The following is a 24,496-nucleotide window of genomic DNA, read 5'->3' as shown; positions in this document are numbered from 1 at the left end:
TTGGCGAAGAACGTCGTTCAGGCGGAGGCCCGTCGTCGTTCCTCGGTCAGATGCTCGGCGGCACGCTCGATACGCGCCAGGCCCTCGCGGGCCTCCTCGGCGGTGGTGACAAGCGGCGGCAGAAGCCGGATGACATTTTCGCCGGCCGGTACCGCCAGCAGCTTTTCTGCGCGAATGGCGGCAAGCAGTTCGGTCGACGGCCCCTTGGCCTTTATGCCGAGCAGCAGGCCTTCGCCGCGAATTTCCTCGATGACCTCGGGGAAACGGTCGGCAAGCGAGGCAAGCCCCTGCCGGAAGACCAGCGCGACATCGCGCACATGCGGCAGGAAATCATCGGCCAGAACGATATCAAGCACCGCATTGCCGACGGCCATGGCCAGCGGGTTGCCGCCGTAGGTCGAGCCATGGGTGCCGGCAACCATGCCACTGGCGGCCTCCTCGGTCGCAAGGCAAGCGCCGAGCGGGAAGCCGCCGCCAATCCCCTTGGCGACCGCCATGATATCCGGGGTGACCCCGGACCATTCATGAGCAAACAGCTTGCCCGTACGGCCGACGCCGCTCTGAACCTCGTCGAGGATGAGCAGCAGGCCATATTCGTCGCAAAGGGCGCGCAGTTCCTGCAGGAATTCCTTCGGTACGGTCCGGATGCCGCCCTCACCCTGGATCGGCTCGATCAGGATGGCGGCAGTCTCCTCGGTGATGGCGGCCTTGAGGGCAGTCATATCGCCGAACGGAACCTGGTAGAAACCGGGCGCCTTCGGGCCGAAGCCCTCCAGATATTTCGCCTGGCCGCCGGCCGCGATGGTGGCGAGCGTGCGACCGTGAAAGGCGCCCTCGAAAGTGATGATATGGAATTTTTCCGGCTGACCCTTGGCGAAATGATAGCGGCGCGCCGTCTTGATCGCGCATTCCAGCGCCTCCGCGCCGGAATTGGTGAAGAACACCTTGTCGGCGAAGCTTGCATCCGTCAGCCGCCGACCGAGGCGCTCCTGGCCGGGAATTTCATAGAGATTGGAGAGATGCCAGACCTTTTCCGCCTGGTCCTTCAAGGCGGAAACCAGGTGCGGATGGGCATGGCCAAGCGAATTGACCGCGACGCCCGCGGCGAAATCCAGATAGCGCGTGCCATCTTCCGCAATCAGCCAGACGCCTTCGCCGCGCTCGAACCGCAAGGGCGCGCGCGCATATGTGTCGTAAAGCGGCGTGGCAGCGGCCATGGCGCGGGTCTCCTCAATCATACCGGTGATTGTATCGCTCGGTTTCTTGTATCGGGCCGGGGTCGGCCCTGAAAAATCAAAATGCCGCCTTGCGGCGGCGATGGCACTATCTTCATTTCACCGCCCCGTGTCAACAAAAGCCCGAGTTTCGCGGTGATTTGCGCAGAGCCGGGCGTAACGAAAAATTCTCGTCGGCGCTCTTGCAAAAACGCGGTGAATGGCAAGCAAGTTGGGGAAAACTCGAAAATCGATTCGGTGGGATTCAAGGGACTCTTGTCAGGGAGTCCCCCGCTCTCTACGTTAATAAACAATTACTAGAACGCATGCGGCGGACCTAGTCACCAAAAGAGTTATCGCGTTTCAGCTTCGGAACACATCCGGAGCTCGGTGAAGGATTCGACCATCACCAGCGCTGCGAATGGAGACAAGACCATGAACTGGACTGACGAGCGGGTCGAGAAACTCACGAAACTATGGGCCGAAGGCCTGAGCGCCAGCCAGATCGCAGCGCAGCTCGGCGGCGTCAGCCGCAATGCCGTTATCGGCAAGGTGCATCGGCTGTGCCTGCCCGGCCGCGCCAAGGCCGGCGGTACGGCTGCCACGGCGCGCACCAAGCGCCCGGCGGCCACGACGCCTCGCGCACCGACCTTTGCATCGCGCCTTGCCGCCCGCACCGCCCCGCGCCCCGCCGGCACCACAGTGATGAAGGAAGAGGTCGAGGTCGAGACCATCGAAGATCGCAGCTTGGTACCCGCCAGCAATGTCGTCGTGCCGATGTCGCGTCGCCTGGTCCTGACGCAGCTGACCGACCGGACCTGCAAATGGCCGATCGGCGATCCGATGAAGGACGAATTCCATTTCTGTGGCAATGACAGCCCGGACACGTCGCCCTACTGCACCTTCCACGCGAAGCTGGCCTACCAGCCTTCCGGTGAACGCCGCCGGGCCCGTTGAGACCATCATTCATCCCATAAAAAAGGGGCCAAACCGGCCCCTTTTTTCATGTCTGCTATATGCCCATTCAGCTTTCCAGCGAATAGCCGGCGCCGCGCACGGTGCGGATGACATCCTGCATATTGGAAAAATTCAGCGCCTTGCGCAGGCGCCCGACATGGACGTCGACCGTACGCTCGTCGACATAAATATCGTGCCCCCAAACGCCATCGAGCAATTGCGAGCGGGAGAACACCCGGCCGGGCGAGGCCATGAAGAATTCGAGCAGGCGAAACTCGGTCGGCCCGAGACGGACTTCGCGGGCCTTGCGATGCACGCGGTGGGTTTCGCGGTCGAGCTCGATATCGCCGCATTTGAGCAGCGTCGACAGGACCTCCGGCTTGACGCGCCGGAGCATGGCCTTGACGCGCGCCATCAGTTCCGGCGTCGAGAACGGCTTGACGACATAATCGTCGGCGCCGGTGGCAAGGCCGCGAACCCGCTCGCTCTCTTCCCCGCGCGCCGTCAGCATGATGATCGGCAGGCGCTCGGTTTCCGCGCGCTGGCGCAGCCTGCGGCAAAGCTCTATGCCGGAGACGCCGGGCAGCATCCAGTCGAGGATCAGAAGGTCCGGCAGGCGTTCCTGCAGGCGGATTTCGGCTTCGTCGCCGCGGTTGATGGTATCGACCTCAAAGCCTTCGGCCTCCAGATTGTAGCGCAGGAGGACGCTGAGCGCCTCCTCGTCTTCGACAACGGCTATTCTTGGCAACATGCGGTCTCAACTCCTTGACGCCCCATGAGATACGGAAGGGCATTCCCCTGGCAACAGGGCCATGGGCGATCGAATGTCAGTGCTTACTTACCTTTTACGGAGCGATGGTCAGGTACCGATCGCGCCGACGGTATTGGCGGTGTCGTCCTTCGGACGCTCGCCGACGGGCTGCGCGCCCGTTGCCATATAGTAGATGGTTTCGGCGATATTCGTCGCATGGTCACCGATGCGCTCGATATTCTTGGCGCAGAACAGGAGATGCGTGCACGGGGTGATGTTGCGCGGATCCTCCATCATATAGGTCAGCAGTTCACGGAACAGCGAGGTATAGATCGCATCGATCTCGCCGTCGCGTTCGCGAATGCTGTTGGCCTTTTCCGGAGAGCGCGAGGCATAGACGTCGAGCACTTCCTTCAATTGGACAAGGGCGAGTTCGGCCAGGTGCTCGAGGCCGCGCGCAAGCTGGCGCGGCAGGCTGGCGCTCGATACGGCGATGACCCGCTTGGCATTGTTCTTTCCGAGATCGCCGACGCGCTCGAGATCGGCGGCAATGCGGATGGATCCCATGATTTCGCGGAGATCGGCGGCCATCGGCTGGCGCTTGGCAATGGTGATGATGGCCTTCTCGCCGATCTGCCGCTCGGCATCGTCGAGAATGGCGTCGTCGGAAATGACCTTCTGAGCGAGCGCCAGGTCGGAATTGACCAGCGCGCGCACGGATTCGGCCACCATCTGCTCGGCAAGGCCGCCCATTTCGGAAATGCGGCGGGTCAGATATTTCAGGTCTTCGTCATAGACGGAAGCAATATGGGTCGCCATGTTTGTTTTCCTTGCAAATCACATGCCGGGGTCGGGCGCTGTCGATCTTAGCCGAAGCGGCCCATGATATAATCCTGCGTGCGCTGGTCGTCGGGATTGGTGAACATCTTGTCGGTGTCGTTTTCCTCGACGAGATTGCCGAGGTGGAACATGGCGGTGCGCTGCGACACGCGCGCCGCCTGCTGCATCGAATGGGTGACGATGACGATCGTGTAATTGGCGCGCAATTCGTGGATCAGTTCCTCGACCTTGGCGGTGGCGATCGGATCGAGCGCCGAGCAGGGTTCGTCCATCAGGATGACTTCCGGACTGACGGCGACGGCGCGGGCAATGCACAGGCGCTGCTGCTGGCCGCCGGAGAGGCCGGTGCCGGGCTCGTGCAGGCGGTCTTTCGCCTCGTTCCAGAGGCCGGCCTTCTGCAGGCTGGTTTCGACGATCTGGTCGAACTCGGCCTTGGTGCGCGCCAGACCATGAATCTTCGGGCCATAGGCGACATTCTCGTAGATCGACTTCGGAAACGGATTGGGCTTCTGGAAGACCATGCCGACGCGTGCCCGCAATTCGACCACGTCGATGCTCGGATCGTAGATATCGTCCTCGTCCAGCGTGATCCTGCCGGTGACGCGGCAGCTCTCGATCGTATCGTTCATCCGGTTCAGGGTGCGCAGGAAGGTCGACTTGCCGCAGCCGGACGGGCCGATGAGCGCCGTCACGGTGTTTTCGCGGACATTGAGGTTTACGTCGAAAAGCGCGCGCTTTTCACCGTAATAGACCGAAACGTCCTTGCCGACCATCTTGTGGGAAACGGTGTTCATTTTCTGATCCAGCGCCTTTTCAACTGCTGCTTCCGTCATGATGTTCATGTTTCTACCTCACTACCAGCGCCGCTCAAAGCGACGTCGCAACAGGATTGCCCCAAGGTTCATGACCACGAGGAAGATCAGCAGGATGATGATCGCGCCCGAAGTCCGCTCCACGAATGCACGTTCGGCCTCATTGGCCCACATATAGATCTGCACCGGCAGAGCAGTCGAAGGCTCCATCGGCGAGCCGGGATAATCGACCACGAAGGCCACCATGCCGATCAGGAGCAGCGGCGCCGTTTCGCCCAGCGCATGCGCAAGCCCGATGATCGTGCCGGTGAGCACGCCGGGGGCGGCCAGCGGCAGGACATGGTGGAAGACCATCTGCATCTTGGAGGCGCCGAGGCCAAGGGCGGCGGAGCGGATCGATGGCGGCACCGCCTTCAATGCGGCCCGGGTGGCGATGATGATGGTCGGCAGCGTCATCAGCGTCAGCACCAGCCCGCCGACCAAAGCCGCCGAGCGCGGCATGCCGGCGAAATTGATGAAGATCGACAGGCCGAGCAAGCCGTAGACGATCGAGGGCACGGCGGCGAGATTGTTGATATTGACCTCGATCAGGTCCGTCAGCCGGTTCTTCGGGGCGAACTCCTCCAGATAGATGGAGGCCGCGACGCCGATCGGCAGCGCCAGGACAAGCACGATCAGCATCATGTAGAGCGAGCCGAGCGCCGCGACGCCGATGCCGGAGGCCTCGGGCCGGCTGGAGGCGCCGGACGTGAAGATGCCGGTATTGAATTCCTTGCTCAACACGCCGTCCTCGGAGAGCGTCTTCATCCAGGCAAGCTGGCGGTCATTGACCTTGCGCTTGCTCTCCTCGACCTCAAGATTGATCTGCCCCTTGTTGGCGCTGTCGATATCGCCGCTGGCAAGCAGCGACACGTTCAGCGTCGTGCCGATGACAGCTGGATTGGCGACGACGATATCGCGCAGCTGGGTACGGGCGCTGGCCGAGACCATGTCGGTCGCCTTCTTGACCTCGGCCCGGTTGGCGGGATCGATACCGAGCGTCTTGACGAGCGCATCGCGCACCAGAAGCGGGTAATTGGCCGACATCAGTTTCGCCGGATTGGCGGCCCGCTCGTTCTTCGGGTCGATCACCTTCTCGGCAAATTCGATCGGCAGGGTGATCGTCGTCTGCTGGAAGGCGGTATAGCCCTTCGAAACGACAGTCCAGAGCAGCACGAACAGGAAGAGCAGGCCAATCAGGATGGCAGCGACCCCATAGGCGCGGAAGCGGCGCTCGGCTGCGTAGCGGCGCTTGATGCCGATATCGCGCCGGGCAGCGGGCGAACGCGGAAAGACGGATGTTGCGATCTCGGTCATTCGTACTGTTCCCGGTATTTGCGCACGATGTAGAGCGCGTAGATATTGAGGCAGAGCGTGATGAAGAACAGCGTGATCCCGAGCGCAAAGGCCACCAGCGTCTGGGGCGAGTTGAATTCGAGGTCGCCGGTGAGCTGGTTGACGATCTTGACGGTGACCGTGGTCATCGCCTCGAAGGGATTGAGTTGCATGCGCGCGGCGACGCCGGCGGCAAGCACCACGATCATCGTCTCGCCGACAGCACGCGAGGCCGTCAGCAAAAGGGCGCCGACGATGCCCGGAAGGGCCGCCGGCAGGACGACACGCTTGATCGTCTCCGACCGCGTCGCACCAAGTCCAAGCGAACCATCACGCAGCGATGCGGGAACCTGGGTGATGATATCGTCCGAAAGCGAGGAGACGAAGGGGATCAGCATGATCCCCATGACGATGCCGGCGGTCAGAACGCTCTGTGCCTGGATGAAGGACACATAATTGCCGGTCACCAATCCATTCAGTTCGGCGGAGATATCGCGCAGGAACGGCCCGACCGTTACCAGGGCGAAGAAGCCGTAGACGATGGTGGGGATGCCGGCGAGGATTTCCAAAAGCGGCTTGACGGCGGAGCGTACGGCGGGGCGCGCATATTCGGCCATGTAGATCGCCGCGAACAGCCCGATCGGCACGGCAAACAACATGGCGACAAGGGCGATATAAAGCGTGCCGGCCAGCAGCGGAAGCAGCCCGAACTGGCCCGACGTATCGCTGCTGCCGGCGGCGGAGAAGCGCGGGTCCCAGACCGTGCCGAAGAAGAACTCGACGGGGGAAACGGACTGGAAGAAGCGGATGGTTTCCGACAGCATGGATCCGACAATGCCGATCGTCGTCAGGATCGCGATCGATGAGGCCAGCATGAGGGCGCCAAGCATGACGCGCTCCACCTGGTTTCGTGCCCGAAACGGCGTCTTGATGCCGCGCAGCGCAAGGACGGCCCCTGCCACAGCGACGAGGAATACGGCAGCCGCCATGAGATAGCGGCTTGCCGTCGTCAGCGTGTTGAACCGTTGTGCCGAACCGACCATATAGGCCTCGCCCTCGCCAGCAAGCGGAACACCCTTGGCCGCCAGAACCTCGCGCAGATTGGCCGGGTCATCGGAAAGCGTGGACAATTCCGCAGCATTCAGCAGCTTCAGGCCGCCAGCGATGGATTTTACCTGGCCAAGCGCAAGCTCTGTTGTCGCCTCGCCCTCGGCGAGCACCGTTTCTGGCAGGGAAGAGCGTATGTCATTATCGATATAGACGGGCGCCGCAACCAGCCACAGGGCGAGAACCAGAAGGGCCGGGATCGTCGCACAGATGGCGGCATAGGTGCCGTGATAGCCCGGAAGGGAATGAAGGGCGGAAAGCTTGCCCTTCGAGGTCGCGAGAGCCCGGGCGCGACCGGCGAGATAGGTCGCGAGGCCGATGACCAAAACAAGCAATAGAATAAGTGATGTGTTCATCGACATTGTCCCCCGGCCCATCAAACGTCAGGCCGGCAAATCCGAACCTGGGAGGTCCGGCGCGGCATTCCCGCCGCGCCGGATTCTGGTTTTCTCTATCAGAGCATGTTGCCGGCGGTGAATGCCTTGCGGCCTTCTTCACGCTCGGCATCCGGTGCCGAAACCAGACCATAGGCGGCCAGCGGGCCGTCGGGGCCGACCATCTGGTCGTCGAGGAAGAATTCGACATATTCCTTGAGGCCGGGGATCACGCCGAGATGCGCCTTCTTGACGTAGAAGAACAGCGGGCGCGAGACCGGATATTCGCCGGATGCGATGGTTTCGGTCGAGGGCACGACATCGCTGACTGTCGCGACCTTCAGCTTGTCGGCATTGTTTTCGAAGAAGGAAAGGCCGAAGACGCCGATGCCGTTCTTGTTCGAGGCGATACGGGCAAGCGTTTCGGTGTAGTCGCCGTCGATATCGACGGCCAGGCCGTCCTTGCGAACCGCGACGCATTTCGCGGCGGCTTCCTTTTCATCGGCGACCAGGCCCTTGATGACATCCGTCGCGCCGGCTTCCGCGCAGCCCTCGGCAAGGATCTTCTCTTCGAAGACTTCGCGGGTGCCGTGCTTTTCGCCGGGGATATAGGCGGCGATTTCAACGTCCGGCAGCTCGGCGTTGACTTCCGACCACTTCTTGTAGGGATTGGCGACCAGCTTGCCATCGACGACGACCTCGGCGGCGAGCGCCAGATAGAGATCCTTCGGAACCAGCTCCAGGTCGGCATTGCCGGCGTCGGTGGCAAACACGATGCCATCATAGCCGATCTGGATTTCCTGGATTTCAGTGACGCCTGCGGCCTTGCAGGTTTCCAGTTCGCTGTCCTTGATCTTGCGCGAGGCATTGGCGATGTCGATCGTGTCGGGACCAACGCCCTTGCAGAATTCCTTCAGGCCGCCGCCGGTGCCGCCCGATTCGACGATCGGCGTCTTGAAGTCCGGGAAGGTTTCGCCAAAGGTTTCGGCAACGATCTTGGCATAGGGAAGAACAGTCGAGGAACCGGCGATCTGGATCTGGTCGCGGGCGATCGCCACGCCGGCAAAAGCAGCGGATGCAACCAGCGCTGCAACAGTGAGTTTCAAGGATTTCATCAGAACTCTCCCCATGATGGGCTTGTGTGGGTGCGCTTTTTCTCAAGCGCTCGCTTTCGCCGTCTCGATCGGCTGCCCTTAACTAGCGTCCGATAGCCCCATCTTTTATGTCAGTTTGACGAAACATTTGTGACATGCCAAGCCGCTGTTTTCACACTGTATTTTCCAAAACCCTCTTTCGGAGAGGCGGGATTATGTCAAAACCGCACGGTAAAGACCGTACCCTTGCCCAGTTCCGACTGCACGATTAGCCGGGCCCTGTGGCGGGTCAGGATATGCTTGACGATGGCAAGCCCGAGGCCGGTGCCTTTCTTTGAACGGCTGGCCTCGACATTCACCCGATAGAAGCGCTCGGTGATGCGTGGAACATGCTCGGCGGGAATGCCCGGACCATGGTCCCGAACCGCGACTTCCGCCGGCATACCACCGCCGCCCAAAAGCGTGACCTCCACCTTCCTACCGTCCTGGCCATATTTGCAGGCATTCTCGATGAGGTTCTCGAAGACCTCCGTCAGTTCGTCACGGTCGCCCTGAACGATGACCGAACCAACTGGGAGATCAAGCACGATCTCGACATTGAGGTCCTTCGCAAGCGGCTGCAACGTATCGCGGACATGGCCCAGCAGCGGCGCCAGATCGATCGCCTCGTCCGGCGCGATATGGGATTTCAGCTCGAAGCGGGACAGGGACAGAAGGTCATCCACGAGCCGACTCATCCGCGTTGCCTGTTCGTGCATAATGGCAAGGAATTTCTCATGCGCCTTGGCATCGTTGCGGGCCGGTCCCTGCAGGGTCTCGATGAAACCGCGCAGCGAGGCAAGCGGCGTGCGCAACTCGTGGCTCGCATTGGCGACGAAATCGGACCGCATCCGGTCGATGCGCCGGGCCTGCGATATATCGCGGTAGGAGAGGACAAAGAGGCGCCGCGCCGGTGGCGCACCTATATCGGCCGGCGCAACGCGGACGATATAGACCGCTTCGGAGGGAAACCGCTCGGAATGCTCGAACTGGTTTGCCTTGCCCGTGACGATCGTCTCGCGCACCATGTCGAGAATGCCGGGCGAGCGAACCCGCGCCGCAAGATCCGTATTGGGCGGGATGGTACCGAAGGCCTTTTCGGCGGCCTGGTTCTGCAGGATCACCGTTTCATCGGCGGCCACCACCAGGATCGGCGTATCGAGTGCATCGAAGGCGGCGGCAAGCGGACCGAGACCGGCATGCTCCATCGCGGACGGATTGCTGGAGGGGACCGGCGGACGGGGATCGGCAGCGCGATTGACCAGCGCCACCAGCCAGACGAGCCAGAACAACAGGACGGCTGGCACCGAAATGCCGGCAAGGCCGAGTCCGATGGCGACGATGGCCGAAAGCGCGATGGCCCATTTCTGCGCGCCGACGCTGGCCTTGAGTTGCGTCCAGATGATAGCTGCCTTTTCCAAGATTCTCTCTCACGACCGGGTAAACCAGGCGACCCTATCCGACGTTCATGACATGGTTTCCACGGCGTGCTTGAATTCGCAATCCAATTATGGCCTCCTCCATAGGAATTCAGCAAAACGGCAAGGCAGGGGGAGCAATCCATGGCAGGACTTGAAGAGAGCCAATCGGTCGAACTGTCGATCGGAGGAAAGCAGCGGATTTTCGACGTCGACGAACCCGACCTGCCAGGCTGGATCGACAAGGAAACGCTCAGTTCCGGGGATTATCCCTATGACAAGAAGCTCGACCGCGACGAATATGACGACACGCTAGAAAAGCTGCAAGTCGAACTCGTCAAGGTGCAGTTCTGGATGCAGGCGACGGGGAAACGCGTCATGGCTCTGTTCGAGGGCCGCGATGCCGCCGGAAAAGGCGGCGCGATCCTTGCCACCCGAGCCTCCATGAACCCGCGCGCGGCGCGCGTCGTGGCACTCACCAAGCCGACGGAAACGGAAAAGGGGCAGTGGTATTACCAGCGCTATATCACCCATTTTCCGACGGCCGGCGAATTCGTGATGTTCGACCGTTCCTGGTACAACCGCGCCGGGGTGGAGCCGGTCATGGGCTTCTGCACGCCCCAGGAACACCGGCAGTTTCTCGAACAGACCCCACGGCTCGAAAAGCTGGTCACCGGCGACGGCATCGCCTTCTTCAAATTCTACCTGGAGATCGGCCGCGAAATGCAGCTGAAACGCTTCCACGACCGACGGCATGATCCGCTGAAAATCTGGAAGCTCTCGCCGATGGATATCGCCGCCCTGACGAAATGGGACGACTATTCCAAGGTGCGCGATGAAATGCTGAAGGCCACCCATACGGACCACGCGCCATGGACGGTGGTGCGCGCCAATGACAAGCGCCGCGCCCGCCTCAACATCATCCGTCACATCCTGTCGTCGCTCGACTATGACGGCAAGGACAAGAAGGCGATCGGCAAGATCGACGGCAAGATCCTTGGCTTCGGGCCGGGCTTCGTCAAATAGCCCGGTTCCATCGCAAACATCACTGGCCCGGAAGAACCCGGATGGCATAGAGGCTGAGACTGTTGCCGGCGCCGGTCACATCGCTGTTGACCAGAATATGACCGGGCGCATTCGGCGCGAGGCTGCGGTCGAACGTCACCTTGAACAGCATGTCGTTCTTTTCGTCATGGGCGGTGAACCGGTGGCGGCCGCAATCGCCGAGCGTCGAGAAATCGCATTCGACGGAAAACTGCGTCGGCTTGCCTTCATCCGCCCGGACGCTGAGCGCAAGCGTCGATGTCTTGCCGGAAATCTGCTCGAGCACCGAGGCCGGGATTTCCACCAGAACATTGCCGTCGCTCCCGGCGCTTGCCGAGGTGATGCGAAGACGCCGGCCGCCTTCGTCGCTGACGGGATCGGCCGCGGCCTGGCTGCCGGCCTTCACCTTGTCCGCCTCGCCTGGCGTGAAGACATCGATCCAGTCGCCGGAAAAGCCCGAACGGCTGCCAAGCGTCTTCAAGCCCGCGCCGCCGTCAAAATCTTCCGACCGCACGGTTGCCGGCGGATTGGCGACGCTGGTGTCACGCTCGGCGGGCGATTTCAACAGGCCGCTGGTCTGCACCCACCAGGCCGCCGTTCCGACGGCCGCCACCAGAACGGTCACGACCATCACGAAGGACAGGAAGCTGCTGCGCCTGCGGCGCGGCTTGGGGTCCGCCTTCCTGGCATTGCGGCCACGCCGGCCGGCAGCAGGTGCCGGAGCGGGCGTCTCGGCGGCGGCCGTGCGCCGCTCGGCGCGCAGGCCGTCCAGCCCTCCGTCAAGTCCGCCATCAAGCCTTTCTTCGGAAACCGGGCCATCGACCGGCATGTTTCGGTCGGCCCGCTCATGCAGGCCATCGTCGAGCTCTACAGACGGCGAAGCATCCACCGGCTCCTGCCGAGAGGCTTGCGGCGGTGCGACGGCGGCGGCGGCTTTCAGGGCCGCCCGTTCCTCAATCTCGATCGCGCGGATGATCGCCTCCAGCCGGTGGCGCTGCTGGGCGACCACATCCGGATCGTGGACATCCTGTTTTTTCAGGCCGGCTTCCAGGGCATTTCGGGCCGATTGATAGATGCGCGCGCGCGTTTCGGAATTTTCCCGTTCGGAGCGCTCCAGCGCGTGTCTGATCGCAGTTTCCAGTCCGCTCACTGTTCGTCCTTCTTGGTGCGCGGCCCCGGCACTCGGCGTTTCAGGCCGTCCCGTCGCGACGCCTCGTTGATAAAATCCGGCGCGCATCTGGATATATTAACGATTGGGTAACGGTTGGCGCGCCGATCCGCAAGCCTTGCGGGGCAAAGAGCCGGCTGGCAGGGGAGAAATCCCGGGGTTTGAGCTTGCGGCCGCCAAGATCACCGACATGCCTTTGCAAAAGGCCAAGGCGCTGCTACACATTCTTACGTTTACGAACACGTCAAATATCGGGACCCGGAGCGAAACTTGACATTGCCAGCCCCCCTCAACGGCACCACGCGCATACCCGTGGTCGCAGCGCCGCTTTTCATCATCTCCCATCCGGCCCTGACCCTGGCCCAGTGCAAGGCCGGCGTCATCGGCTCCTTTCCGGCGCTGAACGCCCGGCCGGAGGCGCAATTGGACGAATGGCTTGCCGAGGTCACCGAAGATCTGGCGGCCTATAATGCCGCCAATCCCGAACGGCCGGCGGCGCCCTTTGCGGTCAACCAGATCGTCCACAAGTCCAATCGGCGGCTCGAACACGACCTGATGGCCTGCGTCAAATACAAGGTGCCGATCGTCATTTCCTCGCTCGGTGCAGTGCCGGAGGTCAATGCGGCGATCCATTCCTATGGCGGCATCGTGCTGCACGACGTGATCAACAACCGCCATGCCAATTCCGCCATCCGCAAGGGCGCCGACGGCCTGATCGCCGTTGCCGCCGGTGCTGGCGGCCATGCGGGCACGCTGTCGCCCTTTGCGCTCATCCAGGAGATCCGCAGTTGGTTCGACGGGCCTTTGCTGCTCTCCGGCGCGATTTCCACCGGCGGAGCGGTGCTGGCGGCGCAGGCCATGGGCGCCGACATGGCCTATATCGGCTCGCCCTTCATCGCCACCAGCGAGGCGCGCGCCAGCGACGCCTACAAGCAGATGATCGTCGACAGCAGTGCTGCCGACATCGTCTATTCCAATTATTTCACCGGCATCCACGGCAATTACCTGAAGGCCTCGATCGCGGCGGCAGGCATGGATCCCGATCACCTGCCGCAGGCCGATCCCTCGAAGATGGATTTCGAGACGGCCACGACCGGCGCCAAGGCCTGGAAGGATATCTGGGGCTGCGGCCAGGGCATCGGCGCCGTGACCCAGGTCGCGCCGGTTGCCGACCTCGTCGATCGGCTTGCCGGAGAATACCAGGAGGCGCGCCGCAAGCTGAGCCTGTGACGCGCCTCCTGATCCGTCCTCGCCTTTTTTCTTCTTCGCAAAACTGATGGCTTGAAATCCCATCGGTTTGCAGGTATCAGCCCCTCACACATCGTTCCGCAGCACTGCGAAACGCATGGGCCGCTTTAGCTCAGGTGGTAGAGCACATCATTCGTAATGATGGGGTCGCAGGTTCGAGTCCTGCAAGCGGCACCATTTCTGATTTCCAACATGCTCCTGTTTTTCAGTTCACCGCGGTGAGCGTTATCGACGCGCCGCCGGCGGCAACGTTGAGGCCGAGCTGGCCGGTGACGCTGACCGTCTGGAGGTGGATCGAACCCGACGTGCCGCCGACAAGAATATTGGCGCCGACACCGGCCCCGACCGTTGCTTCGGCACTGGCACCCTGATAGAGACCGCTCAGCGAACCCCGATGATAGCCGGCCGTGGGTGCAAACACCGCCCAGACAAGGCGGCTGCGGGTGGTGAAGCCGAGATCGACGCCCATCTTGCGGATGGCGCCGGTATAATGATCCGAAGCTTCCCTGCCCATTGCCGAACGGAAGGCGCAATCGACCTCCTTGGCCGATCCCAGCACATAGCCGACGCCACCGCCGATATCGCATTCGAGATAGCCGATCTTGACGCCATTTCGGACATCCGCTTCCTCATAGGTGGGAGCCGGCGCTTCGTTGGCGAGATCAGCGGCGTTCGCACCGCCGATGGCAAGCGGAGCTGTGGCGAGGACCATCGCAAGAATTCTGTTCATCATGTCTTTCCCTATCTTCATGATTCTCAGCCCTTGCCTGACCGTCGAGCCGGTGGGGAGGATACTCGCGGTTCGTGCAGGGCCGGTCTTATGGGCGACCGTAGCTGCCGCCAGAGGCAGCGGCCGACGGCCGAATTCCCAGTTTGCCCGCCATTGGGACATTTCGAAGGCACCGGGCGACGGGCCTTGGCGGCCGCTCTCCGGCAAGCCTATCAAGGCATGACTGGAAACCCGGCCCATTCCGCCTAGATAGGCTTGCGGACCGAAGCGGCAAGGGCCAGGGAAGGGCCAAGGCCTCAAGCCAGGCGCAAGCGACGCGCCCTAGCCTGTCCCCATCATGGGCATGACGCCCAGCAGCGAAGGACAATGAGATGTCGCAAATGACCGACTATGCCGCCAATTCCCAGGATGCCATGATCGCCCTGTTCCTGCAGGATGGCGACGGCGACAAGCTGACCGACATTCTGGTCGATGCCCTGGACGAGGCTTTCCGGATCCTCAGCGAAGAACTGCGCTCCCCGCAACTCAACTGACGACCGGCCTCCCGCCCGACGATCAGCGCCCGTCGAAACATGGTTAATTTTTTAACACTTTTTCGGGTAGGTGTGGAACGCCGTCGATGGATCGGCCGTTGATGGGACACCGGGAGGCTTTCGATGATCTTCAATCTTTTGAAAACAAAGTGCGACGAGACGAGCGACACGGGCACCTATGCCGATGGCGCTTTCGACGCACCGGCCGCCGCCATGACGTTGGCGCCGCGCCGCATCGGCGGGCATCTCGCGCATCAACGCGACTACGGCAGCGACCGGACTGTCGCCCCGCTTCCGGCACGGTTCTGCTGAGAAAAACCGGAGGCGGCACGATCCGGCGCCAAACCTCCGGCTCGCCGCAAGGCCATCAGGCGCGCGGCTTCAGTTTCATGTGGCGATTGACATCCTTGTAGAGCAGGTAGCGGAACCTGCCCGGCCCTCCGGCATAGCAGGCTTGCGGGCAAAAGGCGCGCAGCCACATATAATCGCCGGCCTCGACCTCGACCCAATCCTTGTTGAGCCTGTAGACGGCCTTGCCTTCCAGCACATAGAGCCCGTGCTCCATGACATGGGTTTCGGCAAAGGGAATGACCGCGCCGGGCTCGAAGGTGACGATGGTCACATGCATGTCATGGCGTAGATCAGTGGGATCGACGAAACGGGTCGTTGCCCATTTTCCTTCGGTCCCCGCCATGGGTGACGGAACAATATCGGCTTCGTTGAGAAACAGCGCCGGCGGCACATCGAGCCCCGCGACAGCCTCATAGGCCTTTCGTATCCAGTGGAAGCGCACCGGCCGGTCGGTCCGGTTGCGCACCGACCATTTGCTGGCCGGCGGGATGAAGGCATAGCCGCCCGGTACCATCCGGTGGTCCGCGCCATTCAGCGTGACGGCAAGCTCTCCCTCGACGATGAACAGAACGCCTTCGGCGCCGTCATCGAGTTCCGGCCGGTCGCTGCCGCCACCTGGCGCCACTTCCATGATATATTGCGAAAAGGTCTCGGCGAAACCCGAAAGGGGCCGCGACAACACCCAGAGCCGGGTCTCTTCCCAGAAGGGCAGATAGCTGGTGACGATGTCCATCATCACGCCTTTGGGAATGACGGCATAGGCTTCGGTGAAGACGGCCCTGTCCGTCAAGAGCTGGGTTTGCGCCGGAGTGCCGCCGGTCGGGGCGTAATAGGTACGGTTCATCTGCTTTCCTGAACTTGAAATAGCCGGCCGCCACGGCAGCGATCGCCGGGCGGACGTCAAAGCTTAGCGCAAGGCGTCGCGCAGATCACGCAGGGATTCCCCGGTATTTCCATGGTACAGTTTCGCGTGGGCAAGAGGAAACGGCAGGCCCTACGTAATGATGGTCCCTGATGCCGGAGGCTGCGTGTTGACCTCCCGCAGCCATTCCCGCCAGATCGCAACCAGGAGCGCCATCAGCACCGGACCGACGAAGAGACCGAGGAAGCCCATGGTCTTGACGCCGCCGACGAGCCCGAAGAATGTCGGCAGGAAGGGGAGCTTGATCGGCCCGCCGACAAGCCGCGGCCGTAGGGTCTTGTCGACGATGAACAGCTCGATCGTTCCCCAGGCAAACAGGGCAAGAGCCGCGAACGGGGCGCCGCTGGCAAAGAGATAGACCGAGACGAGCGTGAAGCAGAGCGGCGCGCCGCCCGGAATGAGCGCCATGACGCCGGTGATGATGCCGAGCGTAACCGGCGACGGGACGCCGGCCAGCCAGTAGGCCACACCAAGGACAATACCTTCGCCGATGGCGATGACGCCCATTCCGGTTACCGTCGAGCTGATGGTCAAAGGCACGATGCGCGACACCCGCTCCCAGCGCATGGGCAGGATGCGCTCGCCCAGCCGGTCGAGCTGGGCCACCAGTTTCTCGCCGTCTCGATAGACGAAGAACAGCGTGATCAGCATGAACAGGAGCGTCAGCAAGGCCCGGAAGGCCGAGGCGCCGATGACCAGCACGCCGCGATAGATATTGCCGATATTGGAACCGCTGACGAGCTGGACGAGTTCGCCGAGCGCACCGGGATGGCCGACATATTTCGCCCATTGCTGGGCCAGCCAGGCACCGAAGCCGGGGATCTGGGTCAGCCACATCGGCACAGGCGCGCCCGCCCTGTTGGTCTCGACCGTCCAGGCCACCCAGCTATGGACCTCGTCGATGGCATAGACCGCCGCAAGGGATATCGGCGCGACGATGAAGGAGATCACCGCGATAATGGCGATTGTCGCCCCGAGCGTCCGGCTGCCGCCGATGGCGAGGAGAAGCCGTCGATAGATCGGCCAGGTGGCGAAGCCGATGACGAGCGCCGCCAGCACCGGCACCAGGAAACCGTGAAAGAAATAGACGCCGGCCAGAAGGACGAAGACCAGGAGCCAGCGCGCCGCCGAAATCGGCCCGACCAGCGCCGAGCGTTCATAGGCCGGACGGCCGAAAAGTCGCGGCTCCGACGGCTCGCCCCGTTCACGATTGCTCACTGGCAAGAAGCATCCTCCATTTTCCTCAAGATGACAGCAAAAGCCGGCATGGGCCAGCCTGTTCCGGCACACCGCCATCACGATGAAGCTTGCGCCATAGTCAAGTATGGCCGCATGGTCAACACAAGCCGATGACAGCCGCGCGGGGCCTAGCGCCGCTTGTCCGGCAAAAGGCGCAAGGGATGCCGCACTTCCCTCGAAATACTGTCCTTGCCTTTATGGGGACAGCCGGAAAAGCCCGGACGCCGGTGATAGGTGAAGCGCCAGGCCGGACGGCTCGCTTTCCGGCGCACGAAGCCGGGATATTCACAGGCGCGCGCCACGGCTTACATTGACGTTTACGTCAATGTAATATAATCGCGAATAGACTTGATGGGGCAGAACAAAAGCCGCATCTTGAGGCGGCGGGGACATCTGGAGGGATGGCTTGGCGCCGTGCTCGCCCGGCGCTCCAGGCTCCCGGGCGGTCGATATCATCCGGGCCGGTCCGCTGGCCCGCAGAGGCAGCATGAGGGAGTGAGAGACATGCCGGACACCCAGACACAGACGCCCGCCCCCGACACGGCCAGACCCTGGCTGCAATCCTATCCGCCGGGAATGCCGGCCGAGATCTCTCCCCTTCCCTATCGCTCGATCGGCGAACTCTTCGAGCAGTCCTGCAAGACCTATGCGGCACGCGCCGCCTATACCTGCATGGGCAAGACGCTGACCTTCGGCGACCTCGAAGCAGAGAGCCGCAAGATCGGCGCCTTCCTGCAATCGACGGGGCTTGCCAAGGGCGACCGCGTCGCCGTGATGATGCCCAATATCCTGCAGAATCCAGTGATTGTCTTCGGCATCCTGCGCGCCGGCTATGTGGTCGTGAACGTCAACCCGCTCTATACCCCGCGTGAACTCGAGCATCAGTTGAAGGATTCCGGCGCGAAAGCCATCTTCGTGCTCGAGAATTTCGCCCATACGGTCGAGCAGGTAGCGACCAGGACCGAACTCAAGCATATCGTCGTCGCAACGATGGGCGATCTCCTGGGCCTCAAGGGGCTGGTCGTCAATATCGTCGTGCGCAAGGTCAAGAAACTGGTTCCCGCCTGGTCCCTGCCCGGCCATCTCTCCTTCAAATCCGTGCTGTCGAAAGGCCATCGGGCCACGCTCAGGCCGGTCGACGTGGCGCCCGGCGACATCGCCTTCCTGCAATATACCGGCGGCACCACCGGCGTCTCCAAGGGCGCGACGCTAACCCACTCCAATCTTCTGTCGAACATGGCGCAGATGGGGCTCTGGCTCGATGCGGCCTTCATCCACCGGGCCCGGCCGGATCGGCTGGTCTTCCTCTGCGCGCTGCCGCTCTATCATATCTTCGCCCTGACGGTGAACGCACTGATGGCGCTGAGCACCGGCGGCGAGAATATCCTCATCCCCAATCCTCGCGACATTCCGGCCTTCGTCAAGGAAATCGCCAAATACCGGATCAACATATTCCCGGGCCTGAATACGCTGTTCAACGCGCTGATGAACAATGCCGACTTCCAGAAGCTCGATCTTTCCGGCCTGGCGCTGACCTTCGGCGGCGGCATGGCTGTTCAGCGCCCGGTGGCGGAACGCTGGGAAAAGCTCACCGGCGCCTCGATCAAGGAAGGCTACGGGCTTTCGGAAACATCGCCGGTCGCCACCGCAAACCGGCTGGATGAACCCGAATTCACCGGCACGATCGGCCTGCCCCTGCCTTCGACCGACGTAGAAATCAGGGACGAGGACGGCAAGACGTTGCCGCTCGGCGAGATCGGCGAAATCTGCATCCGCGGACCGCAGGTCATGGCCGGCTACTGGCAGCGCCCGGAGGAAACGGAAAAGGCCATTTCCGCCGACGGCTTCTTCCGCACCGGCGATATCGGGTTCATGAACCCGCAAGGACTGACCAAGATCGTTGATCGAAAGAAGGACATGATCCTGGTCTCCGGCTTCAACGTCTTCCCCAACGAGATCGAGGAAGTGGCCATGAGCCATGCCGGCATTCTCGAATGTGCCGCCATCGGCGTTCCTGACGAGCGCTCGGGCGAGGCAGTCAAGCTCTTCGTCGTCAAGAAGGACCCGGACCTGACCGAAGCCGCCGTGAAGGCGCATTGCGCCGCCAACCTCACCAATTACAAGCGGCCGAAATTCGTGGAATTCCGCACCGACCTGCCGAAATCCAATGTCGGCAAGATCCTGCGCAAGGACTTGCGCGGATAGGGAACGGCGAGGCCATTCTTGTCCGAACCGGATGGAGCGTCTATATTGGCGGAGTGGTGACCGGAGCGCGAACTCCAGCCACCGTTTTCTTAGCTTAAGAAGTTCACCCGCACGGCGATTGACCAGCTCGTGCGGGTTTTTCGTATCGGGACAGGCTTGATTTGCGGGGGTCAAAGCGACTAGCTATCGCAACCCTTCCGCGACGCAAGGAACCTGCCATGAGCGCGCCCGCAACGACCAGTCTCGTCGACCAGCTGAAAGCCACCGTTGCCGATACCAAGGCGACCGATATCCGGGCGGCCTTTGCCGCCGATCCCAAGCGTTTCTCGAAATATAGCGTGACGCTCGACGACATGCTGTTCGATTATTCGAAATGCGCCGTCAACGACAGAATCCTCGATGGACTGGAAGCGATCGCCGCTGCAGCCAAGGTGTCGCAGAAGCGCGACGCGATGTTTGCCGGCGAGATCATCAACATCACTGAAGGCCGGGCCGTGCTGCACACGGCGCTGCGCAACCGCGCCAATACGCCGGTCCTCGTCGATGGCAAGGACGTGATGCCTGATGTCAACGCAGTGCTTGAGGCCATGGGCGCCTTCTCCGATGGCATCCGCTCGGGCGCGCTCAAGGGCGCGACCGGCAAGGCTATCACCGATGTGGTCAATATCGGCATCGGCGGCTCCGATCTCGGCCCGGTCATGGCGACGCTGGCGCTGGCGCCGGATCATGACGGCCCGCGCCTGCATTTCGTTTCCAATATCGACGGCGCCCATATCGCCGACACGCTGAAGCTTGTCGATGCCGAAACGACGCTGTTCATCATCGCCTCGAAGACCTTCACCACCATCGAGACCATGACCAATGCCGCCACCGCACGCGCCTTCATCGCCGAAAAGCTTGGCGAAAAGGCCGTCGGCCATCATTTCTGCGCCGTCTCCACCGCACTCGACAAGGTCGCGGCCTTCGGCATCGGCAGCGACCGGATTTTCGGCTTCTGGGATTGGGTCGGCGGACGCTATTCGATCTGGTCGGCCATCGGCCTGCCGCTGATGATTGCCATCGGCAGGGAAAAATTCGGCGAATTCCTCGCCGGTGCCCATGCGATCGACACGCATTTCCGCACCGCTCCAGTGCGCGAAAATATTCCGATGCTGCTCGGGCTGATCGGCTACTACCATCGCAACGTGCTGGGCTATGCAACCCGCGCCATCCTTCCCTATGATCAGCGCCTTTCGCGTTTTCCGGCCTATCTGCAGCAGCTCGACATGGAATCGAACGGCAAGGGCGTGACGCTGGACGGCGAGCCGGTCGAGGGCAATTCCGGCCCCGTCGTCTGGGGCGAGCCCGGCACCAATGGCCAGCACGCCTTCTACCAGCTGATCCATCAGGGAACGAGCGTCATCCCGGCCGAATTCATGATCGCCGCCAATGGCCACGAGCCGGAACTACGCCACCAGCACCAGTTGCTGATCGCCAATTGCCTGGCGCAGTCGGAAGCACTGATGAAGGGCCGCAGCCTCGATGAGGCCAAGGCGCAGATGGCCGCCAAGGGCCAGGACGCGGCTTTCATCGAGAAGATCGCGCCGCACCGCGTCTTTACCGGCAATCGCCCGTCTTCGACGCTCGTCTATGACAGGATGACGCCGTTCACGCTCGGTCGCCTGATCGCGCTCTATGAGCATCGCGTCTTCGTCGAGGGCGCCCTGTTTAACATCAATTCCTTCGACCAGTGGGGCGTCGAGCTCGGCAAGGAACTGGCGACTGGGCTTCTGCCGGTTGTGGAAGGCAAGGAAAGCGCCGAGGGGCATGATTCCTCGACCGCCGGACTGGTAGCGGCGCTCTTGAAGGCGGCGGAATAGGGATTTCGGCAGGCGCGCCTGCCTCGGCAGGCCGCCCTCCCCGTAGACCTTCTACAGCCCGATCTCGTGGCTCCAGGGCGGGTTGGCGCCGGCCCGGGAGACGGTGACGGCGGCGACCCTGGCGCCAAGGGCAAGGGCATCCCGCACAGCACTATCGCTCAGGCTCGCAACGCCAGCCTTGGTCAGCAGGCCGTTCCTCTTCAGCGATGCCAGGATGCCGGCATCGAACGTGTCGCCGGCGCCGACCGTATCGACGACCGTGACCTTTTCACCGGGAACCGAGACCTTGCCGCGCGCCGTATAGCCATCGGCGCCATCGGCGCCCTTGGTGATGACGACGAGCTTCGGGCCACGCTCAAGCCATCTGGCTGCCAGTTCCTCATGACCGCCCTCCTCGCCGAACCAGTCGAGGTCTTCGTCGGAAAACTTGATGATGTCCGAAAGTGCCGCCATGCGCATCATGCGGGCCTTGTGGGCCTCCGCATCCTTGATGAAGCCGGGGCGGATATTCGGATCGAAGGAGATCACCCGCTTTTCATATTCCCGCGTCATCAGCCCCTCATAGGTGGAGCCGCAGGGTTCCGAGATCAGGCTGATGGCACCGAAATGCAGCGCTTCGCAGGTCTGGTCGAGCAAGGGCAGGTCTTCCAGGCCGATCATCCGGCCTGCGGTGTTCTCGTCGAAGAAGGCATAGGTTGCCGAGCCGTTGACCAACTTGACGAAGGCAAGGGTGGTGTGCAGCGGAAGGGTTGCGCAGGGGCTGAAATCGACATTGCTGGATGCCAGCGTCTCGCGCAGCATATCGCCGAACATGTCGTCGGAAAGACCGGTGAAGAAACCGGCTTCGATGCCGAGGCGCCCCAGCGCTATCGCCGTGTTGAAAATGGCCCCGCCGGAATGGGGCGCAAACGCCGTTTCACCCGCCGCCGTCTGGCGCGGCAGCATGTCGATCAGCGCTTCGCCGCAACAGATGATCATGGCTACAACCTCCCATAAAACCGAATTTCAATCGATTAAACTATTCCAGTGGAGAATTCCAGCACCGTCTTCAGGCCGTCGCCAGGGCGCTGACGCCGCCATTGCGGCCGGACCAGTCGAGCGGCCCGTTGAGGAAGGATTCGACCTCGAAAAGGGTCTTCTCGTCGAACAGCTTCTCAGCCTTCGCCACCGCCAGCACATCGCGCCAGGTGGCGATATTGTGCAGGGTGACGCCCTTGTCCTTCATCTCGCCGCGCGCCTGAGGGAAAATATCATAGTAGAACAGCGCGATACCGTGCTCGACCACGCCGCCTGCGGCGCGGATCGCGTCGATGAACTTGAACATCGAGCCGCCGGCCGTCGTCAGGTCCTCGATCACCAGCACCCGCGCGCCGTCTGCCATATGACCCTCGATCTGGGCGTTGCGGCCATGGCCCTTCGGCGCCTTGCGGACATAGATCATCGGCAACGCCAGCCGTTCGGCGAGCATTGCCGCGAAGGGGATGCCAGCCGTCTCGCCGCCGGCGATCACGTCGAACTGTTCGAAGCCGGCGTCGCGCAGCACGGTGGCGGCGGCGAAATCCATCACCGTCGAGCGGATGCGCGGATAGGAGATCAGCTTGCGGCAATCGATATAGACCGGGCTCGCCATGCCGGAGGCCAGCTTGTAGGGCTCATCGGCGCGAAAATGCACCGCCTTGATTTCCCAGAGCATCCTGGCAACCAATTCGGCCATGACGGCCTTGTCCGGAAAGGATGTCTGGATCATCTGCGGTCTCCTGCTGCCCGGGGATTTTATACTCCGCCGCATAGCAGGCCTTGCCGCGCAATGCCAGAGGCGGAAGGCGGGGTAAAGCCTGCCGCGACGCCGAATTCAGTCCTTCTGGTTCTCGCCCTGCTGCTGGCAGAAGGTGATACGGTTGTTGAAGGGATCTGTCACCTCCACCTCCAGACCCCAGGGCGCCTTTGTCAGGCCTGGCTTCATGTAGCGATAATTCCTGGCCGCCAGTTCCGCTTGCAGGGCAGCGGCATTTTCGACACGCACGAAGGCGCGGGCACCGGGGCTGGCATCACCGGCATGCTCGCTCAGATGCAGGATCATATCTTCTCGTGTGACCTGGCAATAGAGCGGAAAATTATCGCCGAAACGATGTTCCCAATCGAGCCTGAAGCCGAGAAAGCCGCAATAGAATTCCATCGCCTTGTCGACATCGAAGATGCGGAAGATCGGGATCGGCGGCTGGATACCGACAGGGCCGGCATTCTTCTCCGGAACCTTGCCTGCCGCCTCGATCCGAGCCGACAGGATATTCCATTGATCATAGCCGAACTGCCTGGCGACGATTTCCAGGGCCTCGCTGTGGGAAAGGGTCATATCCCGATCGGCGAAGGCCTGTCTCAGGACCTTGGCCATCAGTTTCGCATCGCGAAAGTCGCGCATGTTTCATCCTCCTTGTCACGGCGAACAGGATGATCAGTGCCCGCTCTGCTGACCGTTCGCCATCACGCCAAAGGCAGGATGAGAAAGGTTGTCCAGGGATGCATTCACCATCGTGCCGAGGCACTGCGGGACGGCTGGCCGCATCCGGCCAACGGCAGTGTTAGGCGAAGTTTCCAGGGTGTTCAAGACAAGACTGGAACTGTTAAAACATACGGCGGCCGGATTTTCGCGGATAGTCGATCTTAGTGGTGATTGCCGATGCCAAACATGCAAAGATAGTCAAGATCAAGCGAAAAATTACGTTGGAATCCCAGTGATCAGAGACATTGCGCATCTATTGGAACTCGATAGAGAAAACCAGCTGTCTTTGCTGAAAGCCGTGCCAGATGGCGTCGCCATGGGCATTGCCGAGCGTCACGCCGGTATTTCCAAGCAATATCTTGATTTCATTCATATAGTCGGGGTGGGCTCAACCAGACGAGATTTCTATATTTATGAGCCTGAGCCCGCATCACATGTTGAACAGCATTCATCGTTTCAGCTTTACCAGTCCGCCTCCTACCGCACACTTTCGGGCAAGAGCCAATGCCATCCTATTCCAGCCGACGCCGTTATGATTGCCGACAGTGGCTTTGCTTGGCGATATTGCCTTTGCCCCTCTCTGGGAGAGAAAGTTTTTTGTCTCGATATGGGTGGCCCGACATTTGAAACGGAGGCTGAAGACTTCTTTTCGTTTGTCGCAAACACCGTGCTTTGAATTTCGCAGCTTGATCAAGTGATTGCCGCGAGGCCAAAACC

General features: G+C 61.8%; 23 protein-coding genes and 1 tRNA gene. 9 read left to right on the top strand and 15 right to left on the bottom strand.

Annotated elements, in window-relative coordinates:
• Nucleotides 1-17: 17 nt before the first annotated feature.
• Complete coding sequence (locus tag ASD31_RS20175; RefSeq protein ID WP_056338148.1) at nt 18-1,217, bottom strand: aspartate aminotransferase family protein; 1,200 nt, start codon at nt 1,215-1,217, stop codon at nt 18-20.
• 432 nt (nt 1,218-1,649) lie between these two features.
• Here ASD31_RS20175 and ASD31_RS20170 point away from each other — a divergent pair, with 432 nt between their 5' ends.
• Complete coding sequence (locus tag ASD31_RS20170; protein ID WP_056338295.1) at nt 1,650-2,171, top strand: GcrA family cell cycle regulator; 522 nt, start codon at nt 1,650-1,652, stop codon at nt 2,169-2,171.
• Between the two features lie 67 nt (nt 2,172-2,238).
• Here the strand turns inward: ASD31_RS20170 and phoB are convergent, their stop codons facing one another.
• The 7 genes from phoB to phoR form a co-directional block, all read right to left on the bottom strand.
• The gene (gene phoB, locus ASD31_RS20165; RefSeq protein WP_056338145.1) at nt 2,239-2,922 is read right to left on the bottom strand and encodes a phosphate regulon transcriptional regulator PhoB; all 684 of its coding nucleotides are present in this window, start codon (nt 2,920-2,922) and stop codon (nt 2,239-2,241) included.
• 108 nt (nt 2,923-3,030) lie between these two features.
• Entirely contained in the window at nt 3,031-3,741 is a 711-nt protein-coding gene (gene phoU / locus ASD31_RS20160) for a phosphate signaling complex protein PhoU (protein WP_056338142.1), read from the bottom strand.
• Nucleotides 3,742-3,788: 47 nt separating this feature from the next.
• Nucleotides 3,789-4,604 carry a phosphate ABC transporter ATP-binding protein PstB gene (gene pstB, locus ASD31_RS20155; protein WP_056338139.1) on the bottom strand — a complete coding sequence of 272 codons (816 nt, stop codon included), beginning with the start codon at nt 4,602-4,604 and terminating at the stop codon, nt 3,789-3,791.
• A 12-nt stretch (nt 4,605-4,616) separates the two neighbouring features.
• Nucleotides 4,617-5,930: a phosphate ABC transporter permease PstA gene (pstA, locus tag ASD31_RS20150; RefSeq protein WP_056338136.1), complete on the bottom strand. Its 1,314-nt coding sequence runs from the start codon at nt 5,928-5,930 to the stop codon at nt 4,617-4,619.
• Entirely contained in the window at nt 5,927-7,411 is a 1,485-nt protein-coding gene (gene pstC, locus ASD31_RS20145; RefSeq protein ID WP_056338133.1) for a phosphate ABC transporter permease subunit PstC, read from the bottom strand. The genes pstA and pstC overlap by 4 nt, the downstream gene beginning before the upstream one ends.
• Nucleotides 7,412-7,509: 98 nt before the next feature.
• On the bottom strand, nt 7,510-8,544 hold the full coding sequence (locus ASD31_RS20140; RefSeq protein ID WP_056338130.1) for a substrate-binding domain-containing protein: 1,035 nt from the start codon (nt 8,542-8,544) through the stop codon (nt 7,510-7,512).
• A gap of 197 nt (nt 8,545-8,741) precedes the next feature.
• Complete coding sequence (gene phoR, locus ASD31_RS20135) at nt 8,742-9,983, bottom strand: phosphate regulon sensor histidine kinase PhoR (RefSeq protein WP_056338127.1); 1,242 nt, start codon at nt 9,981-9,983, stop codon at nt 8,742-8,744.
• Nucleotides 9,984-10,124: 141 nt separating this feature from the next.
• On the opposite strand from phoR, the gene ppk2 reads away from it, so the two are divergent.
• On the top strand, nt 10,125-11,006 hold the full coding sequence (ppk2, locus tag ASD31_RS20130; protein WP_056338123.1) for a polyphosphate kinase 2: 882 nt from the start codon (nt 10,125-10,127) through the stop codon (nt 11,004-11,006).
• Nucleotides 11,007-11,025: 19 nt separating this feature from the next.
• Here ppk2 and ASD31_RS20125 read toward each other — a convergent pair whose 3' ends face one another.
• Nucleotides 11,026-12,174, bottom strand: coding sequence for a hypothetical protein (locus tag ASD31_RS20125; RefSeq protein WP_056338121.1), 1,149 nt, complete (start codon nt 12,172-12,174; stop codon nt 11,026-11,028).
• Nucleotides 12,175-12,462: 288 nt separating this feature from the next.
• Here ASD31_RS20125 and ASD31_RS20115 point away from each other — a divergent pair, with 288 nt between their 5' ends.
• Together ASD31_RS20115 and ASD31_RS20110 are read left to right on the top strand one after the other, a co-directional pair.
• Nucleotides 12,463-13,422, top strand: coding sequence for an NAD(P)H-dependent flavin oxidoreductase (locus tag ASD31_RS20115; RefSeq protein WP_056338119.1), 960 nt, complete (start codon nt 12,463-12,465; stop codon nt 13,420-13,422).
• A gap of 119 nt (nt 13,423-13,541) precedes the next feature.
• Nucleotides 13,542-13,617: transfer RNA gene (locus ASD31_RS20110), tRNA-Thr, on the top strand.
• Nucleotides 13,618-13,645: 28 nt separating this feature from the next.
• Here the strand turns inward: ASD31_RS20110 and ASD31_RS20105 are convergent.
• Entirely contained in the window at nt 13,646-14,170 is a 525-nt protein-coding gene (locus tag ASD31_RS20105; protein ID WP_056338292.1) for a DUF992 domain-containing protein, read from the bottom strand.
• A gap of 371 nt (nt 14,171-14,541) precedes the next feature.
• On the opposite strand from ASD31_RS20105, the gene ASD31_RS26380 reads away from it, so the two are divergent.
• Nucleotides 14,542-14,703 carry a hypothetical protein gene (locus tag ASD31_RS26380; protein WP_200952226.1) on the top strand — a complete coding sequence of 54 codons (162 nt, stop codon included), beginning with the start codon at nt 14,542-14,544 and terminating at the stop codon, nt 14,701-14,703.
• 123 nt (nt 14,704-14,826) lie between these two features.
• Nucleotides 14,827-15,015, top strand: coding sequence for a hypothetical protein (locus ASD31_RS20100; RefSeq protein WP_056338118.1), 189 nt, complete (start codon nt 14,827-14,829; stop codon nt 15,013-15,015).
• Nucleotides 15,016-15,070: 55 nt separating this feature from the next.
• On the opposite strand, the gene ASD31_RS20095 is transcribed toward ASD31_RS20100, so the two are convergent.
• Nucleotides 15,071-15,898 (bottom strand): bifunctional allantoicase/(S)-ureidoglycine aminohydrolase, encoded by an 828-nt coding sequence (locus tag ASD31_RS20095; protein WP_056338116.1) that lies wholly within the window; start codon nt 15,896-15,898, stop codon nt 15,071-15,073.
• Between the two features lie 150 nt (nt 15,899-16,048).
• Nucleotides 16,049-17,200, bottom strand: coding sequence for an AI-2E family transporter (locus tag ASD31_RS20090; RefSeq protein ID WP_056338114.1), 1,152 nt, complete (start codon nt 17,198-17,200; stop codon nt 16,049-16,051).
• A 519-nt stretch (nt 17,201-17,719) separates the two neighbouring features.
• Between ASD31_RS20090 and ASD31_RS20085 the strand changes: the two genes are divergently transcribed.
• Complete coding sequence (locus tag ASD31_RS20085) at nt 17,720-19,420, top strand: long-chain fatty acid--CoA ligase (protein ID WP_056338110.1); 1,701 nt, start codon at nt 17,720-17,722, stop codon at nt 19,418-19,420.
• 218 nt (nt 19,421-19,638) lie between these two features.
• On the top strand, nt 19,639-21,279 hold the full coding sequence (gene pgi / locus ASD31_RS20080; RefSeq protein ID WP_056338107.1) for a glucose-6-phosphate isomerase: 1,641 nt from the start codon (nt 19,639-19,641) through the stop codon (nt 21,277-21,279).
• A gap of 51 nt (nt 21,280-21,330) precedes the next feature.
• On the opposite strand, the gene ASD31_RS20075 is transcribed toward pgi, so the two are convergent.
• From ASD31_RS20075 to ASD31_RS20065, 3 genes are all read right to left on the bottom strand, one after another.
• Nucleotides 21,331-22,257: a carbohydrate kinase family protein gene (locus ASD31_RS20075; RefSeq protein ID WP_056338104.1), complete on the bottom strand. Its 927-nt coding sequence runs from the start codon at nt 22,255-22,257 to the stop codon at nt 21,331-21,333.
• 70 nt (nt 22,258-22,327) lie between these two features.
• Nucleotides 22,328-23,026: an orotate phosphoribosyltransferase gene (locus ASD31_RS20070; RefSeq protein ID WP_056338101.1), complete on the bottom strand. Its 699-nt coding sequence runs from the start codon at nt 23,024-23,026 to the stop codon at nt 22,328-22,330.
• A 105-nt stretch (nt 23,027-23,131) separates the two neighbouring features.
• Nucleotides 23,132-23,698 carry a glyoxalase superfamily protein gene (locus ASD31_RS20065; protein WP_056338098.1) on the bottom strand — a complete coding sequence of 189 codons (567 nt, stop codon included), beginning with the start codon at nt 23,696-23,698 and terminating at the stop codon, nt 23,132-23,134.
• Between the two features lie 313 nt (nt 23,699-24,011).
• Between ASD31_RS20065 and ASD31_RS26080 the strand changes: the two genes are divergently transcribed.
• Entirely contained in the window at nt 24,012-24,455 is a 444-nt protein-coding gene (locus tag ASD31_RS26080) for a hypothetical protein (protein WP_156392736.1), read from the top strand.
• Nucleotides 24,456-24,496 lie beyond the last annotated feature (41 nt).

Source organism: Rhizobium sp. Root482, from assembly GCF_001426565.1.
Lineage (GTDB): Bacteria > Pseudomonadota > Alphaproteobacteria > Rhizobiales > Rhizobiaceae > Pararhizobium.
Note: the sequence above shows the minus strand (reverse complement) of the source record. Positions and strands in the feature narration are given on the sequence as shown.